This window comes from Polaromonas sp. P3_B1, from assembly GCF_056402935.1.
Genome location: NZ_JBFUGK010000016.1, coordinates 72,761 through 88,122, shown reverse-complemented (window position 1 = coordinate 88,122; position 15,362 = coordinate 72,761). Strand labels below are relative to the sequence as shown.

At 60.8% G+C, this 15,362-nt stretch carries 15 protein-coding genes and 1 tRNA gene; 5 read left to right on the top strand and 11 right to left on the bottom strand.

The window, feature by feature from the left end:
* The first annotated feature begins 27 nt into the window (after positions 1-27).
* The 5 genes from AC1DXS_RS11445 (at position 28) to AC1DXS_RS11425 (ending at position 4,853) form a co-directional block, all read left to right on the top strand.
* The gene (locus tag AC1DXS_RS11445) at positions 28-1,080 is read left to right on the top strand and encodes a TRAP transporter substrate-binding protein (protein ID WP_477737623.1); all 1,053 of its coding nucleotides are present in this window, start codon (positions 28-30) and stop codon (positions 1,078-1,080) included.
* Between the two features lie 211 nt (positions 1,081-1,291).
* Positions 1,292-2,254: an MBL fold metallo-hydrolase gene (locus AC1DXS_RS11440; RefSeq protein WP_477737622.1), complete on the top strand. Its 963-nt coding sequence runs from the start codon at positions 1,292-1,294 to the stop codon at positions 2,252-2,254.
* A 69-nt stretch (positions 2,255-2,323) separates the two neighbouring features.
* Entirely contained in the window at positions 2,324-2,878 is a 555-nt protein-coding gene (locus tag AC1DXS_RS11435; RefSeq protein WP_477737621.1) for an NUDIX hydrolase, read from the top strand.
* A 158-nt stretch (positions 2,879-3,036) separates the two neighbouring features.
* Positions 3,037-4,029: a recombination-associated protein RdgC gene (locus AC1DXS_RS11430; RefSeq protein WP_477737620.1), complete on the top strand. Its 993-nt coding sequence runs from the start codon at positions 3,037-3,039 to the stop codon at positions 4,027-4,029.
* A gap of 110 nt (positions 4,030-4,139) precedes the next feature.
* Positions 4,140-4,853 carry an aspartate/glutamate racemase family protein gene (locus AC1DXS_RS11425; RefSeq protein ID WP_477737619.1) on the top strand — a complete coding sequence of 238 codons (714 nt, stop codon included), beginning with the start codon at positions 4,140-4,142 and terminating at the stop codon, positions 4,851-4,853.
* Positions 4,854-4,910: 57 nt separating this feature from the next.
* On the opposite strand, the gene AC1DXS_RS11420 is transcribed toward AC1DXS_RS11425, so the two are convergent.
* From AC1DXS_RS11420 to aceA, 11 genes are all read right to left on the bottom strand, one after another.
* Positions 4,911-4,987: transfer RNA gene (locus tag AC1DXS_RS11420), tRNA-Pro, on the bottom strand.
* Between the two features lie 35 nt (positions 4,988-5,022).
* Positions 5,023-5,511, bottom strand: a complete 489-nt coding sequence (locus AC1DXS_RS11415; protein WP_436154061.1) for a MerR family transcriptional regulator — start codon at positions 5,509-5,511, stop codon at positions 5,023-5,025.
* A 162-nt stretch (positions 5,512-5,673) separates the two neighbouring features.
* On the bottom strand, positions 5,674-6,009 hold the full coding sequence (locus AC1DXS_RS11410; protein WP_477737618.1) for an integration host factor subunit alpha: 336 nt from the start codon (positions 6,007-6,009) through the stop codon (positions 5,674-5,676).
* A gap of 46 nt (positions 6,010-6,055) precedes the next feature.
* Complete coding sequence (gene pheT, locus AC1DXS_RS11405) at positions 6,056-8,482, bottom strand: phenylalanine--tRNA ligase subunit beta (RefSeq protein ID WP_477737617.1); 2,427 nt, start codon at positions 8,480-8,482, stop codon at positions 6,056-6,058.
* A 31-nt stretch (positions 8,483-8,513) separates the two neighbouring features.
* Positions 8,514-9,578 (bottom strand): phenylalanine--tRNA ligase subunit alpha, encoded by a 1,065-nt coding sequence (pheS, locus tag AC1DXS_RS11400; protein WP_477737616.1) that lies wholly within the window; start codon positions 9,576-9,578, stop codon positions 8,514-8,516.
* Positions 9,579-9,765: 187 nt separating this feature from the next.
* Positions 9,766-10,125 carry a 50S ribosomal protein L20 gene (gene rplT, locus AC1DXS_RS11395; RefSeq protein WP_007870727.1) on the bottom strand — a complete coding sequence of 120 codons (360 nt, stop codon included), beginning with the start codon at positions 10,123-10,125 and terminating at the stop codon, positions 9,766-9,768.
* 25 nt (positions 10,126-10,150) lie between these two features.
* Positions 10,151-10,354 carry a 50S ribosomal protein L35 gene (rpmI, locus tag AC1DXS_RS11390; protein WP_066266229.1) on the bottom strand — a complete coding sequence of 68 codons (204 nt, stop codon included), beginning with the start codon at positions 10,352-10,354 and terminating at the stop codon, positions 10,151-10,153.
* A 258-nt stretch (positions 10,355-10,612) separates the two neighbouring features.
* Positions 10,613-11,215, bottom strand: a complete 603-nt coding sequence (gene infC, locus AC1DXS_RS11385; protein WP_477737644.1) for a translation initiation factor IF-3 — start codon at positions 11,213-11,215, stop codon at positions 10,613-10,615.
* A gap of 95 nt (positions 11,216-11,310) precedes the next feature.
* Positions 11,311-13,218 carry a threonine--tRNA ligase gene (gene thrS, locus AC1DXS_RS11380; RefSeq protein ID WP_477737615.1) on the bottom strand — a complete coding sequence of 636 codons (1,908 nt, stop codon included), beginning with the start codon at positions 13,216-13,218 and terminating at the stop codon, positions 11,311-11,313.
* A gap of 285 nt (positions 13,219-13,503) precedes the next feature.
* Positions 13,504-13,683 carry a hypothetical protein gene (locus tag AC1DXS_RS11375; protein ID WP_477737614.1) on the bottom strand — a complete coding sequence of 60 codons (180 nt, stop codon included), beginning with the start codon at positions 13,681-13,683 and terminating at the stop codon, positions 13,504-13,506.
* Between the two features lie 165 nt (positions 13,684-13,848).
* Positions 13,849-15,168 (bottom strand): isocitrate lyase, encoded by a 1,320-nt coding sequence (gene aceA, locus AC1DXS_RS11370; RefSeq protein ID WP_007870714.1) that lies wholly within the window; start codon positions 15,166-15,168, stop codon positions 13,849-13,851.
* Between the last annotated feature and the right edge of the window lie 194 nt (positions 15,169-15,362).

Genomic DNA, 15,362 nt, shown 5'->3' with positions numbered 1-15,362 from the left:
GAATCATCTTTACCAATGGAGACTTCCATGATCCACCGCCGCACACTTTTGAAGACCGGCGCCGCCGCGGCCCTGGGCACACCGGCCCTCTCCAGCCTGGCCCAGCAGGCCGTGACCCTGAAGTTCCACACCTTCATGTCGCCCTCGTCCAATGTCTGGCTGGCCATGCACAAGCCCTGGATGGAAAAAGTCGAAAAGGAATCGGGCGGGCGCATCAAGTTCGAGGGCTACCCGGCCATGCAGTTGGGCGGAACGCCCGTGCAGCTCTACGACCAGGTCAAGGACGGCGTGGTCGACGTGGTCTGGACCCTGCCGGGCAACACCGCCGGGCGCTTCCCGCGCATCGAGGTGTTTGAGCTGCCTTTCATCATGTCCAACGCCGAAGCGACCTCCAAGGCCTATTGGGAATACGTGCAGACCGTCGCGCCCGACGAGTTCAAGGACACCCAGGTGCTGGCGCTGCAGGTGCACGGCCCCGGCGTGATCCACACGGTGGACAAACCCGTCAAGTCCATCGCCGACATGCGCGGCCTCAAGCTGCGCGCGCCGACCCGCCAGGTGACCAAACTCATGGGCGTGCTGGGCGCCACGCCGGTCGGCATGCCGCTGCCGCAGATTCCCGACGCGCTGAGCAAGGGCACCATCAATGGCTGCGTGATTCCCTGGGAAGTCGTGCCGTCGGTCAAGGTCAACGAGCTCACCAAGTTCCACGCCGAGTTCGACCCCGCCGGCGGCAGCCTCTACACCACCACCTTTGTGATGGCCATGAACAAGGCCAAGTACAACTCGCTGGCGCCCGACCTCAAAAAAGTCATCGACAACAATTCCGGCATGGCCACCTCGGCCTGGCTGGGCAAAGTGCAGCAAGGCAACGACGTGCCCGGCCGCAAAACCGCCAGCGACCGCGGCAACACGATTTACACCGTGAGCGCGGCAGAAGCCCAGGACTTCCGCCGCAAGTCGCGCACGGTGGAAGTCGAGTGGGTGGAAGACATGAACAAAAAGGGCTTCGACGGCAAGAAGCTGCTCGACACGGCACGCAGCCTCATCGAAAAGCATACCAAGACGACCAAGGCCTGAATGGCACTCGATGGCCTGAGTGCAGGCCGAGACAGAAAAAACCGGGTTCAGGCCCGGTTTTTTGTTTTCTGAGCTTCTCTCCCAAGCCCGCGAGTTGCCCATCCGCGAGCAGGGGATTGCCGAAAGCAGCGCACAAAGATTCCGCCCGGCGACTACATTCACACGCGCTCAAGCACCATTCAAAACACAGCAACAACTCAAGGGGAACCTCATGCCGCGTCCTTTCACTTTCAAGCACCTCGCCCTCAGTGTCCTGCTGGCAGGCTCCGCGCTCAGCGCCTTTGCCGCCGGCCCCATGGTCAAGACCCAGGCCCCGGGCTACTACCGCGTCATGCTCGGCGACTTTGAAGTCACCGCGCTGTCCGACGGAACCGTCAAATTGCCCGTCAAGGACCTGCTGACCCGCACCACGCCAGCCAAGGTCGACGCAGCCCTGAAACGCGCCTTCCTGGGCGACAAGGTGGAAACCTCGGTCAATGCCTACCTCATCAACACCGGCAGCAAGCTGGTGCTGATTGACACCGGCGCAGCCGGCCTGTTCGGCCCCACGCTGGGCAGCCTGCAGGCCAACCTCAAGGCGGCCGGCTACCAGCCCGAGCAGGTCGATGAGATCTACATCACCCATATGCACCCCGACCACGTGGGCGGCCTGGTGGCGGGCGGCGCCGTCGCCTTTCCCAACGCCATCGTGCGCGTGGACAAGGCCGACGCCGATTTCTGGCTGGACGAAGCCAAGATGAACGCGGCGCCCAAGGAATCGCAAGGCTTCTTCCAGGGTGCGATGGCATCCATCAAGCCCTACGCGGCAGCTGGCAAACTCAAGACCTTCGAGGGCCGCACCGAACTCGTGCCCGGCATCAGCGCCCAGCCGTCTCACGGCCACACGGCCGGCCACAGCGTGTATGTGGTGGAAAGCAAGGGCGAGAAGCTGGTGCTGTGGGGCGACCTGATGCATGTGGCGGCCGTCCAGTTCGACGATCCCGGCGTCACCATCAAGTTCGACAGTGATTCCGAACCGGCCGCCAAAGAGCGAGCCCTGGCCTATGCCGCCGCGGCCAAGGGCGGCTACCTGGTCGGCTCCGCCCACATCGCCTTCCCGGGCCTGGGCCATGTGCGCAAGGCTGCCGGCAAGTCTTACGCCTGGGTTCCGCTCAATTACTCCTCTCTCAAATAGGCGAGAGCCCTGCAGGCGCCCGCGTGCCTGGGCGAGTCTGCCCGGGCACGAAGCCGCTACACTCATTTGATGCACCGCCCTCCCCTGAAACATTGCCGTGTCTGCGGCACCGCCGTGGCCTACAGGCTGCCGGATGACGGCGACACCAAGGAGCGCGCGGTCTGCCCGGCCTGCAACACCGTCCACTATGAAAACCCGCTGAATGTGGTCGGCACCGTGCCCACCTGGGGCGAGGATGGCGCGCAGGTGCTGCTCTGCAAACGCAACATCGAACCGCGCTGGGGCAAATGGACTTTGCCCGCGGGCTTCATGGAGCTGGGCGAAACCACCGCCGAGGGCGCGGCCCGCGAGACCGATGAAGAGGCCGGCGCTCAGTTTGAAATGCTGGGCCTTTTCACCGTGATGAACGTGGTGCGCGTCGGCCAGGTCCATTTGTTTTACCGGGCACGGCTTTTGAGCACCGAGTTCAATCCCGGCCACGAAACCATAGAGGCACGGCTGTTCACCGAAGCCGAAATTCCCTGGGACGAAATAGCCTTCAAGACGGTCAAGGAAACCCTGGAACGCTACTTTGAAGACAGGCGCAAGGGCGCCTTTGGCATCCATACGAGCGACATCGCATAAGGCCGGCCGCCGGCGCCACAGACCCCGGTAGAATTTCCCGCATACCGGCCCATGTCGGCAAAAGGCCTTGGCCCGGGTCCCGGCCCCTGCGACCGGCTTCTTTCTCCTCTTCCCCTTTTCCCTCTTTCCCCTCTTTCCCCAACACCTCCCCGGAATCCATGTTCAATACCGCGATCTTTTTCCGCATTGCCGATGATTTTGTGTTGCCGCCGCTGGAGGCGCTGGAAGAAATTTTCCAATCGCATCGCTTTGTTCCCTGCGGCGCGACCGAGCCCGAGTCCAGTGGCTGGGTGCCGCCGCGCGGCAACAAGAGCACCGTGCTGCTCGAAAGCGTAGGCCGCTCGGTGATCGCGCGGCTGTGCACCGAGCGCCGGCCCGTGCCCTCCTCGGCCGTCAAAGCCGCGGTGGATGAACGCATTGAAAAATACAAAGAAGAAACCGGCCGCGAACGCGTGGGCGCCAAGATCAAAAAAGAATTCAAGCAGGAAGCCATGCTGGACCTGCTGCCGCGCGCCTTCACCAAACGATCCACCACCACGCTGTGGGTAGACCCGGTAAACAAATTCCTGGTGGTCGATTCCGGCAACCTCACGGGCGCCGACAAAGTCATCAGCTACCTGGTGGAAGCGCTCAGCGAAATCCCGGGCGCGCTGCCCGGCCTCAAGGCCAGCCCCATCCAGACGCAGATGTCCGCCGCCGCGGCGATGTCCCACTGGCTGTCGACCCGCGAGGCGCCCTACAACTTCACGGTGGACCGTGACTGCGAACTCAAGACGCCAGACGACCAGAAGGCGACGGTGCGCTATTCGCGCCATACGCTGGACATCGACGAAGTGGCCCAGCACATCGCAGCCGGCAAGCTGCCCACGCAGCTGGCCATGACCTGGAACGAGCGCGTGTCCTTTGTGCTCACCGAAACCGCGCAGCTTAAAAAACTGAAACTGCTCGACGTGGTGCTCGACGGCGTGCAGGAAAAGGGGAAGGACGACGACGGCTTTGACACCGATGCGGCCATCATCACCGGCGAGCTGTCTTCGCTGATTCCCGACGTGCTGGATGCGCTGGGTGGTGAACTGGGCGAGGGCGAGGGCGAAGCCGACGCCGGGCCGGCTGCAGCAGCGTCACCCGAACTGGCATCCGAGCCGGCCTGAGCGATCAGGGTTTTCCGGGAGTTGAAATCCCGCGGCGCAGGCGCCAACTGAGCAGGCAGCCGCACGAGTTCCCGCTGCGGCGGCATCCCTCGCACAAGGTCGTAAACACCATGGTGAAACCCCAACACATCGGCATCGTCGGCTGCTCCGCGGAAGGCGCGGCGCTTTGTTACCAGACCATTTGCACCGAAGGCGCCAAGCTGCTCGGCCCGCATGCCCACCCCGAGGTGTCGCTTCACACCCCCTCACTTTCGGATTACATGGCCTGCATTTACCAGGACGACTGGCGCGGCGTGGGCGACATCATGCTGGCCTCGGCCCACAAGCTCGCGGCGGCGGGCGCCGACTTTCTGATCTGCCCCGACAACACCATTCACCAGGCCTTCGCGCACGTTGAGGCGCGCTCGCCCCTGCCCTGGCTGCATATTGCCGAGGTCGTTGCCGAGGAAGCCGCGCAACGCGGTTTTCTGCGCATCGGCATTACCGGCACCCGCTGGCTGGTGGGTAGCGAGGTCTACCCCGACAAACTCCACGCGCGCGGGCTGGACTTCCTGCGCCCCACCGACGCCGAACGTGACGAGATCAACCGCATCATCATGGACGAGCTGGTGTACGGTGTGTTCAAACCCGAGGGGATCACCTACTTCCAGCAAGTGATGTCGCGCATGAAAGGCGCGGGCTGCGACGCCGTCGTACTGGGCTGCACCGAGATCCCGCTGATCATGAGCGACGCCAATTCGCCCTTGCCGACGCTGGACTCGACGCGCCTGCTGGCACGGGCCGCGCTTCGGCGGTCGATCCAGGCTGCAGCCACGTCGGCGTAGTCGCAGGCAGAAACAAAAAAGCCGGTCAGCAAACGCTGACCGGCTTTTTATTTTTAATGGTCGGTGTGAAAGGATTCGAACCTTCGACCCCTTGCACCCCATGCAAGTGCGCTACCAGGCTGCGCCACACACCGACAAGCCTCAGATTATAGCCTGCCGCGAGCGCTTCTCAGTGGTTGTTGCCCAGGAGATCACGGATTTCGAACAACTCGCGGCGCACCAGCTGCAGCCGTTGCTGCGCGGCCGTCCCCGTTGGCAGGTCGGCGCCCTCGGGCTCGCTGTCTTCGAAGTCGGAGTGGTCCGTCGAATCCTCAAAGTCCTCCAGCAGAGACTCACCACCTTCGAGCACCTCAACACCATCAAGCATGACTTCGCCGTTGCGGCGCTTGTCGCGTTCAATCTGGACGATTTCCTGGAGCTTGTTGCGCGCGCCGCTGATGGTGAAGCCCTGGTCGTAGAGCAGGTCGCGGATGCGCCGGATCATGAGCACCTCGTGGTGCTGGTAGTAGCGCCGGTTGCCACGCCGTTTCATCGGGCGCAGCTGCGTAAACTCCTGCTCCCAATAACGGAGCACATGAGGTTTGACGCCGCACAAGTCGCTGACTTCACCGATGGTGAAATAGCGTTTCGCCGGGATGGGTGGAAGGGTTTTCTCCAATTAAATCAATGCGCTAAAGGGGAAACCTCTAAATCTACTCTAAGTAGAAAGTTAGCGCAAAGAGTTACTTGGCTTTTTTGAAATCTGTTGTTCCGTCACACAAGTAACACGAAGTTACCAAGCCACAGCAGTGCAATAAGACGGCATCCGCGATGCCAAGGCTCACCCAAGCTGTTCGGCCGGATTTTCGCCTTGTATCTGATCTTTGAGCTTGTGACTGGCGTGGAAAGTGACCACGCGGCGGGCCTGGATGGGGATAGCCTCGCCGGTGCGGGGGTTCCGGCCGGGACGCGGAGCCTTGGTGCGGATCTGGAAATTGCCGAAACCGGAAATTTTTACATCATTTCCGTCGACCAGGCTGTCTGAAATCAGGTCGAAGAACGCGTCGATCATGTCTTTCGATTCGCGCTTGTTGAGTCCGATCTGTTCAAACAGCAGTTCGGCGAGGTGCGCCTTGGTCAATGCCGGGGTTTCCAGGCTTTCAACAGAAAATTCCATGCGGCAGTGCTCCGGGCGTTTTTATTTTGGAGGGTTCGTGGAAGCCTCAGGCACGCAGGCGCGCCCCGACTTGACCTTGCAGATTCGCGAGAACCGCCTGAACGGCCGCCTCAATCTCCTCGTCGGTCAGTGTAGCGGTGTCGCTCGAAAGGACCAAGCGCACGGCCAGGCTTTTTTCACCCAGTTGCATGCTGGCGCCGGCTTGTTGCGGCCGATAGACGTCGAACAAAGTCGCGCCTTTGAGCAAGCCTTGCGTAGCCGCGCCGTGGATGGCCGCCATGAGCGCTGCATGCGTGACACTCTCCGCAACAATGACGGCGATGTCGCGCTCCACGGGCTGCAGTTTGCTCACCGGCTGGAACTCAGGCACCGGCCTCTGCAAGACCGCATCCAGTTCCAGTTCAAACAACAGCGGCGCTTGGGCCAGTTCATAGCCCTGGCGCCACTGCGGATGCAACTCGCCCACAAAGCCGATGGCCTTGCCGCCCACCGACACGGCAGCGCAGCGGCCGGGATGCATGGCCGGATGTGCGGCGGGCGTAAAGACCGCCTGAAGCGGCGCGAGCAAGGCCTCGACGTCGCCCTTGATGTCGAAGAAATCCACCGCCTTGTCAGACTGGCTCCAGTTCATGGCCGAGCGCGGTCCGTAGGCCAAGCCCGCGACACGCATGGGCTGGCCGAAGCCGGCCACGGTGGTGTCGGTGTTCTGGCTATGCGCGTCGCGCAGGAAGACGCGGCCCAGCTCAAACACGCTCACACGGGATGCCTTGCGGTCCAGGTTGAACTTGAGCACCTGCAGCAACGAACCCAGCAGCGAGCTGCGCATGACGCTCATCTGGCTGGCGATCGGATTGAGCAGCTTGATGGGGTTAGCGTTGCCGGCGAGTTCATGCTCCCAGCGCTCTTCCACAAAGCTGAAGTTGATGGTTTCCTGGTAGCCCAGCGAAGCCAGCGCGCGGCGCACGGCAAAAGGGCTGCGCTCGGCCTCAAGACGCAGCCGCGCCGTGATGGGCGCCAGGGGCGGCGTGTCGGGCAAATGGTTGTAGCCCACCATGCGCACCACCTCTTCGACGAGGTCTTCCTCGATTTGCAGGTCGAAGCGGTAGCTGGGCGGGGTCACGGTCAGCGTGCCCTCGCCTTGCGTCACCGGCAAGCCCAGCCGCTGTAGCGCATCCAGGCACTGCGCCTGGGTGAGCGGCATGCCGATCACCTTGGCGGCACGTGCCACGCGCAGGGTGACGGGCACCGCCTTGGGCACGTTGACCTGCTGGTCGTCCATGGGACCGCACACGGTTTGCGCCGTGCCGCAGATATCGATGATCAGCTGGGTGATGCGCTCGATGTGCTCCACGGTGTGGCCGGGGTCAACGCCGCGCTCGAAACGATGGCCCGCATCGGTCGAAAAGTTGTAGCGGCGCGAGCGGCCGGCGATGGACTTGGGCCACCAGAAAGCGGCTTCGACGTAAACATGTTTCGTATCATCAGACACCGCGGTGGCGTCGCCGCCCATGATGCCGGCCAGCGATTCGACTTGCGCGTCGTCGGCGATCACACCGACTTTTTCATCGACCGTCACGGTGTTGCCGTTGAGCAGCTTGAGCGTCTCGCCGGGCTTGCCCCAACGCACGTCGAGCCCGCCGTGGATCTTGTCGAGATCAAAGATGTGCGAGGGGCGGCCCAGCTCGAACATCACGTAGTTGGAAATATCCACGAGAGCGGTCACGCTGCGCTGGCCGCAACGCGCCAGGCGGTCCACCATCCATTGCGGCGTGGCGGCTTTGGTATTGACGTTGCGCACCACGCGGCCTGAAAAGCGGCCGCAAAGATCGGGAGCGCTGATTTTGACCGGCACTTTGGTCGCATCGACCGCGGTCACGGCCGGGATGGACGGCGTATGCAGCGGCGCGCCGGTGAGCGCGGCGACTTCGCGCGCGACACCATAAACGCTCAGGCAATGCGCGAGATTGGGTGTGAGCTTGAGGGTGAACAGGGTGTCGTCCAGCCGCAGGTGCTCGCGGATGTTCTGGCCCAGCGGCGCATCGGCGGCCAGCTCGAGCAGGCCGCCATGGTCTTCGGAGAGCTTGAGTTCTCGCGCCGAGCACAGCATGCCCTGGCTCTCCACGCCGCGCAGCTTGCCGACCTTGATCAGGAAGGGCTTGCCGTCTTCGCCGGGCGGCAGTTCGGCGCCCACCAAGGCGCAGGGCACCTTGATGCCGACACGGGCATTGGGCGCGCCGCAGACGATGTTGAGCAGGCTGCCCTGCCCTACGTCAACCTGGCAGACGCGCAGGCGGTCGGCGTCGGGGTGCTGAACAGCTTCCTTGATTTCGCCGACGACGATCCTGCTAAAGGGCGGCGCCACGGGCTTGAGCTCTTCGACCTCGAGGCCGGCCATGGTGAGGGTGTCGGCGAGTTGCTGGGTGTCGAGCGGTGGGTTGCAGAATTCGCGCAACCAGGATTCTGGGAATTGCATGGTGAGACCTTGTTGTTCTTGTTCTTGTGGCTTATGACTGGAACTGCGAGAGGAAGCGGATGTCGCCGTCGAAAAACAGGCGCAGGTCGTTGACGCCATAGCGCAGCATGGTCAGGCGGTCCGGGCCCATGCCGAAGGCAAAGCCGATGTATTTCTCGGGATCCAAGCCCATGTTGCGCACCACGTTCGGGTGCACCTGGCCGGAGCCGGCCACTTCCAGCCAGCGGCCGGCGAGCGGGCCGGTCTGGAACTGGATGTCGATCTCGGCGCTGGGCTCGGTGAAGGGGAAAAAGCTGGGACGAAAGCGCAGCACCAGGTCGTCGCTTTCAAAGAAGGTGCGGCAGAAATCGGTGAAGACGAACTTGAGGTCCTTGAAGCTCACGTTCTCGCCTATCCACAGGCCTTCGCACTGGTGGAACATGGGCGAGTGGGTGGCATCGCTGTCGACACGGTAGGTGCGGCCCGGCGCGATGACGCGGATCTCGGGCATGCGGCCGCCGGCATCGATCAAGGCACGGTGCTTCTTGACATGCTGCACCGCATAGCGGATCTGCATCGGGCTGGTGTGGGTGCGCAGCAGGTTGGGCGCGGCCTCGGTGCCGCCTTCGACATAAAAGGTGTCGTGCATGGACCGCGCCGGATGGTCTTCCGGCGTGTTGAGCGCCGTGAAGTTGAACCAGTCGGTCTCGATCTCGGGGCCCTGGGCCACGTCGAAACCCATGGAACCGAAAATGCCTTCGATGCGCTCAAGGGTCAGCGAGACGGGATGCAGGCCGCCGTGCACGCGCTGCCGGCCGGGCAGGCTCACGTCAAGCGCCTCGGCTTTGAGCTGCTTTTGCAGTTCGGCATCGGCCAGGGCCTGACGGCGCGCGTTCAGCGCGGCTTCAATGGCTTGCTTGGCCAGGTTGATGGCGGCGCCGCGGGATTTTTTCTCCTCCACGCTGAGGGCCGCCATGCCCTTCATCAACTCGGTCACACGGCCGGTCTTGCCCAGGAACTGCGCTTTGGCGTTTTCCAGGTCGGCGGGCGTATTGGCCTGCGCAAAGCTGGCCTGGGCGCTGCTGACCAGCTCTTGGAGGGCATCAGGTTGGGTCATACGTTCTCTTGTTCGAAATACAAAACGGCAAAGGCGCTTTCGGCAGCACTCTCACCACGCCGGCGGGGAGTTAGCACTGCGGAAAAAACCATGAAAAAGGGCCAGAGCCTTTTCAAGCTCCAGCCCTTTTATTTTCTTGCGAAGGCAGTGATTGATCGGATCGCGTCAATACCGCCTGGCCTGAAAATCAGGCGGCCAGCTTGGCTTTCACCTGTTCAACGATGGCGCCGAAAGCAGCGCTGTCATTGATGGCCATGTCGGACAGAACCTTGCGGTCGATCTCGATGCCGGCTTTCTTCAGACCGTTGGCAAACTGGCTGTAGGTCAAGCCGAATGAACGGCTTGCAGCATTGATACGGGCGATCCACAACTGGCGGAACACGCGCTTCTTGGTACGGCGGTCACGGTAGGCATATTGCCCAGCCTTCATTACCGCTTCTTTGGCGATACGGAAGACATTGCCGCGGCGGCCGCGGAAACCTTTAGCAAGGGTTAAAACTTTTTTGTGGCGGGCGCGAGCCGTTACACCACGTTTGACGCGAGGCATGTGTGTACTCCTTGTTCGTCGTTAATTAAATGCCCTGGCCGGGGAGCATCTGTGCCATGTGACCCATATTGGTCTCATGAACAGTCACTGCACCACGCAGATGGCGTTTGTTTTTGGTGGTCTTCTTGGTCAGAATGTGACGTTTGAAGGCTTGGCCGCGCTTGACGGTACCACCCGGACGAACGCGAAAGCGTTTCTTCGCGCTGCTCTTGGTCTTCATTTTGGGCATGTAAATGCTCCTTTTCATTTGTGCTCGTGAGGCGCTGCGAACCTTCCGCAGACTTGATGGCCCCGAGCCACTTGTCAGTGGCAAGTTATGACGCTTGCCACTGCCGGCGAATGCTTTTCAACATCCGCTGGTCGCGGCGGGTTTGACCCCGCCACTTTTGGAGAAAGGCTTGTTGCCTTGTCTCACAGGAAACGCCTCGCGGCATCCCCTCAACAGCTTGCCGGATCACTCCGGCAAACCTGTGTTCTTTTCAATCCCTCAGGCCGCGGCCGAAGGGGCCGGTGCTGCAGTTTCCGCTGCCGGCTTGCCGCCGGGTTTCTTGCGGCCCGGCGCGATCATCATGACCATCTGCCTGCCTTCAAGCTTGGGGAACTGCTCCACCACAATCAAATCCGCCAACTCGTCGCGAATGCGCGCCAGCAGGGCCAAGCCCAGTTCCTGGTGCGTGATTTCGCGGCCGCGAAAGCGCAAGGTAATCTTGCACTTGTCGCCCTCTTCCAAAAAGCGCTTGATGTTGCGCAATTTGATGTTGTAGTCCCCATCGTCAGTGCCGGGCCGGAATTTGACTTCCTTGATCTCGATCACTTTTTGCTTGGACTTCGCTTCCGCCGCCTTTTTTTGCTCGGCGTACTTGAACTTGCCGTAATCCATCAACCTGCATACCGGCGGAACCGCCGTGGGGGAGATTTCAACAAGGTCCACGTCGGCCTCACCTGCCAACCGCAAAGCTTCCGAGAGGCTGACAATGCCTAAAGGCTCGTTGTCCGGCCCGGTCAGGCGCACTTCGGGGGCCATGATTTCACGGTTCAAGCGGTGCTTGCGTTCTTCACGGTGACGGCGGTCACGAAATTCAGTAGCGATGGTTCTATCCTTTAACTCTTGCTATAAAAGCTATAGCGGCTTGCACCCGTCCTGTAAGGACGACAGGCCAAATTCATCAACAATTTTGTCAAAAATCAGGCTTTTTTGGCGATGTCGGAAGCAATCGTTTCAGCGAAGGCTTCAAGAGGCATCACTCCAAGGTCTTTGTTACCCCGGGCGCGCACTGCAACGGATCCGGCTTCCTTCTCCTTGTCACCCACGACCAGGATGTAAGGGAGCTTTTTCATCGAGTGCTCCCGTATTTTATACGTAATTTTCTCATTGCGCAGGTCCAGGTTGACCCTAAGCCCTTGATTTTGCAGCGTTTTGGCAACTTCCCGAGCATATTCGGCCTGGGAATCGGTGATATTGAGGACCGAAACCTGCTCAGGCGCCAGCCAGGTCGGCAGCGCGCCGGCGTGTTCCTCGATCAAAATCCCGATAAACCGCTCCAAGCTGCCCACAATCGCGCGGTGCAGCATCACCGGCCGGTGGCGATTGCCATCTTCACCGACGTATTCGGCGTCCAGGCGCTCCGGCATCGAAAAATCGACCTGCATGGTGCCGCACTGCCACTGGCGGCCGATGGCGTCTTTCAGCGTGTATTCGATCTTGGGGCCGTAAAACGCGCCGTCGCCGGGGGCGATTTCAAACTCACAGCCGGACGCGCGCAGGCTTTCCATCAGTGCGTGCTCTGCCTTGTCCCAGCTCTCATCCGAGCCGATCCGCGCTTCCGGACGCGTGGCAACCTTGTAGATGATGTTCTTGAAGCCGAAGTCGGCATACACCTTTTGCAGCAAGGTGGTGTAGTCCACGCACTCCTTGAGGATCTGGTCCTCGGTGCAAAAAATGTGGCCGTCGTCCTGCGTGAAGCCGCGCACGCGCATGATGCCGTGCAGCCCGCCCGAAGGCTCGTTGCGGTGGCACTGGCCGAATTCGCCGTAGCGCAGCGGCAGGTCGCGGTAGCTCTTGATGCCCTGTTTGAAGATCAGGATATGGCCGGGGCAGTTCATGGGCTTGAGCGCGTATTCGCGCTTTTCGCTCTCGGTCGTGAACATGTTGTCGCGGTACTTGTCCCAGTGGCCGGTCTTTTCCCACAGCGTCTTGTCGATGATCTGCGGGCCCTTGACCTCCTGGTAGCCGTTGTCCTGGTAGACCTTGCGCATGTACTGCTCCACGCCCTGCCAGACCGTCCAGCCCTTGGGATGCCAGAACACCAGGCCGGGCGCGTGGTCGTCGATGTGGAACAGGTCCAGTTCCTTGCCGAGCTTGCGATGGTCGCGCTTTTCGGCCTCTTCGAGCATGGTCAGGTACTGCTGGAGCTCATCCTTGGTGGCCCAGGCCGTGCCGTAGACGCGCTGCAGCATCTCGTTGCGATGGTCGCCGCGCCAGTAGGCGCCGGCCACTTTCATGAGCTTGAAAAACTTCAGCTTGCCCGTGCTGGGCACGTGGGGGCCACGGCAAAGGTCTTCGAAGGCGCCCTCGCGGTAGAGCGAGACGTCTTCGTTGGCGGGAATACTGGCGATGATCTCGGCCTTGTAGTGCTCGCCTATGCTCTTGAAGTGCGCCACGGCTTCATCACGCGGCAGCACGCGGCGCGTGACCGGTTCGTCCTTGGCTGCGAGTTCCGTCATACGCTTTTCGATCGCGACCAGGTCTTCCGGCGTGAACGGGCGCTTGTACGAGAAATCGTAGAAAAACCCGTTTTCAATCACCGGGCCAATCGTGACTTGCGCATCCGGGAAAAGCTCTTTCACGGCATAGGCCAGCAAATGGGCGGTAGAGTGGCGGATCATGTCCAGCCCATCGGCATCCTTGGCCGTGATGATGGAGACCGCGCTGTCTTTGTCGATCAGATAGCTGGTGTCCACAACCTTGCCATCGACCTTGCCCCCCAGGGCGGCCTTGGCCAGACCGGTGCCTATCGAGGCAGCGACTTCGGCGACCGTGACGGCTTGCGGATATTCGCGCTTGGAGGCATCGGGGAGCGTGATCTGAATCATGGGATGGGCTTTAGGGAAAAAGTGGGAAAACAAAACAAAAAGCGCGGAACATGCCGCGCTTTGAGAGGGAAATTTGGATTTAAGCTATGAATTGTGTAGCTAACAATCACCAAGGGATGCGGACTAGCCCCCTGGATGACTCCAGAAAACGGACGAGAACCTAGTTCGCGGTGTCATAACCCGAACGATCCTTCCTGTTTCCAGTTTGATTGATTGCATGCGCGTATTTTACGGCAGCTTGGCAAGCCCGGGTCCGAAGCGCATTCGCCTGCGTGCCGCAGCGGATTATTGTGCCGAGCCTGGAGGCAAAAATCCCAAGCCCAGGCAACGCGGGCATTCCGTGATGACCGTCTGCTTTTCGACTTCGAAGTGCTCGTTGATGTTTTCGCTCTCAATGCGCAGTTCGCCGGAGCCTTCGCAATCGGGACAGGAAATACGCTTGAAACCTACGGTTAGCTCCGACATAGCCACCTCCTCCAGTTGATGTTCGCAGTCGTGTTTTATGTAACAAACAGCACTCTACGCCAAAAAGCACTCGCAAAAAAGCCCGGACAGGCCCTAGGTTCCGTCCGGGCTAAAGCTTCACCCCTGAGGGCAAAAGCGTATGGGTAATCGTTGAAGCGTAGTGGCTCAGTGGAACTGCTCTTCTTCGGTGGAACCGGTCAGCGCGGTCACGCTGGACTTGCCGCCCTGGATCACCGTGGTGACTTCGTCGAAGTAGCCGGTGCCGACTTCCTGCTGGTGCGAGACGAAGGTGTAGCCGCGGTCACGTGCCGCGAACTCGGGTTCTTGAACCTTCTCGACATAGGCAGACATGCCGCGCTTGACGTAGTCCTGGGCCAGGTCGAACATGTTGAACCACATCGAGTGGATGCCGGCCAGGGTGATGAACTGGTACTTGTAGCCCATCGCGCCCAATTCTTTCTGGAACTTGGCAATGGTCGCGTCGTCGAGGTTTTTCTTCCAGTTGAAGGACGGCGAGCAGTTGTAAGCCAGCAATTTACCAGGGTGAACCTTGTGCACGGCCTCAGCAAACTTCCTGGCGAATTCCAGGTCAGGCGTGCCGGTTTCGCACCACACCAGGTCGGCGTAGTGGGCGTAAGCAATGGCGCGGCTGATGGCCTGGTCAATGCCTTTTTTCGTCTTGTAGAAGCCTTCGGAGGTGCGCTCGCCGGTGATAAAAGGCTTGTCGTTTTCGTCGTAATCGCTGGTCAGCAAGTCGGCCGCTTCGGCATCAGTGCGGGCAATCACCAGCGTGGGCACGCCGCAGACGTCGGCAGCCATGCGGGCTGCCACCAGTTTCTGTACGGCTTCAGCGGTTGGCACCAGCACCTTGCCGCCCATGTGGCCGCATTTCTTGACCGATGCGAGCTGGTCTTCCCAGTGCACGCCGGCGGCACCGGCCTTGATCATGGCCTTCATCAGTTCGAAGGCATTGAGCACGCCGCCGAAACCGGCTTCGGCATCGGCCACGATGGGCGCGAAGTTGTCGATATAGCCCTTGTCGCCGGCGTCTATGCCCTTGGAGTGCTGGATCTCGTCGGCGCGGCGGAAGGTGTTGTTGATGCGCTCAACCACGGTGGGCACGGAGTCCACGGGGTACAGCGACTGGTCGGGGTACATGGAGGCGTAGCTGTTGTTGTCGGCGGCGACTTGCCAGCCCGACAGGTAAATGGCTTTGACACCAGCCTTGACCTGCTGCATGGCCTGGCCGCCCGTGAGCGCACCCAGGCAGTTCACGTAAGGCTCGTTGTTGACCAGGTTCCAGAGTTTTTCGGCGCCGCGGCGTGCCAGCGTGTGCTCAATCGGGAAGGAGCCGCGCAGGCGGACCACGTCGGCTGCGCTGTAACCGCGCTTGATGCCCTTCCAGCGCGGGTTGGTGGCCCATTCTTTTTCGAGGGCGGAAATCTGCTGGTCGCGGCTCAGTTGTTCGGTCAGGGTTTGCGGCATGGTGGGCTCCTTGAGTTGAAAGAATTGAAGAAGAGAAAAGTGGTGACTGCGATGGACTCACTTTAAGTCTTCTACAAGACTTTGTGAAGCTCTTATGTCTTATATAAGACAAAAATAAAATTCAATAAAATCATTGAACTACACAAAAAATACCGCAATACAAAATCATATTTCTCGGATTGAGAAATATTTGC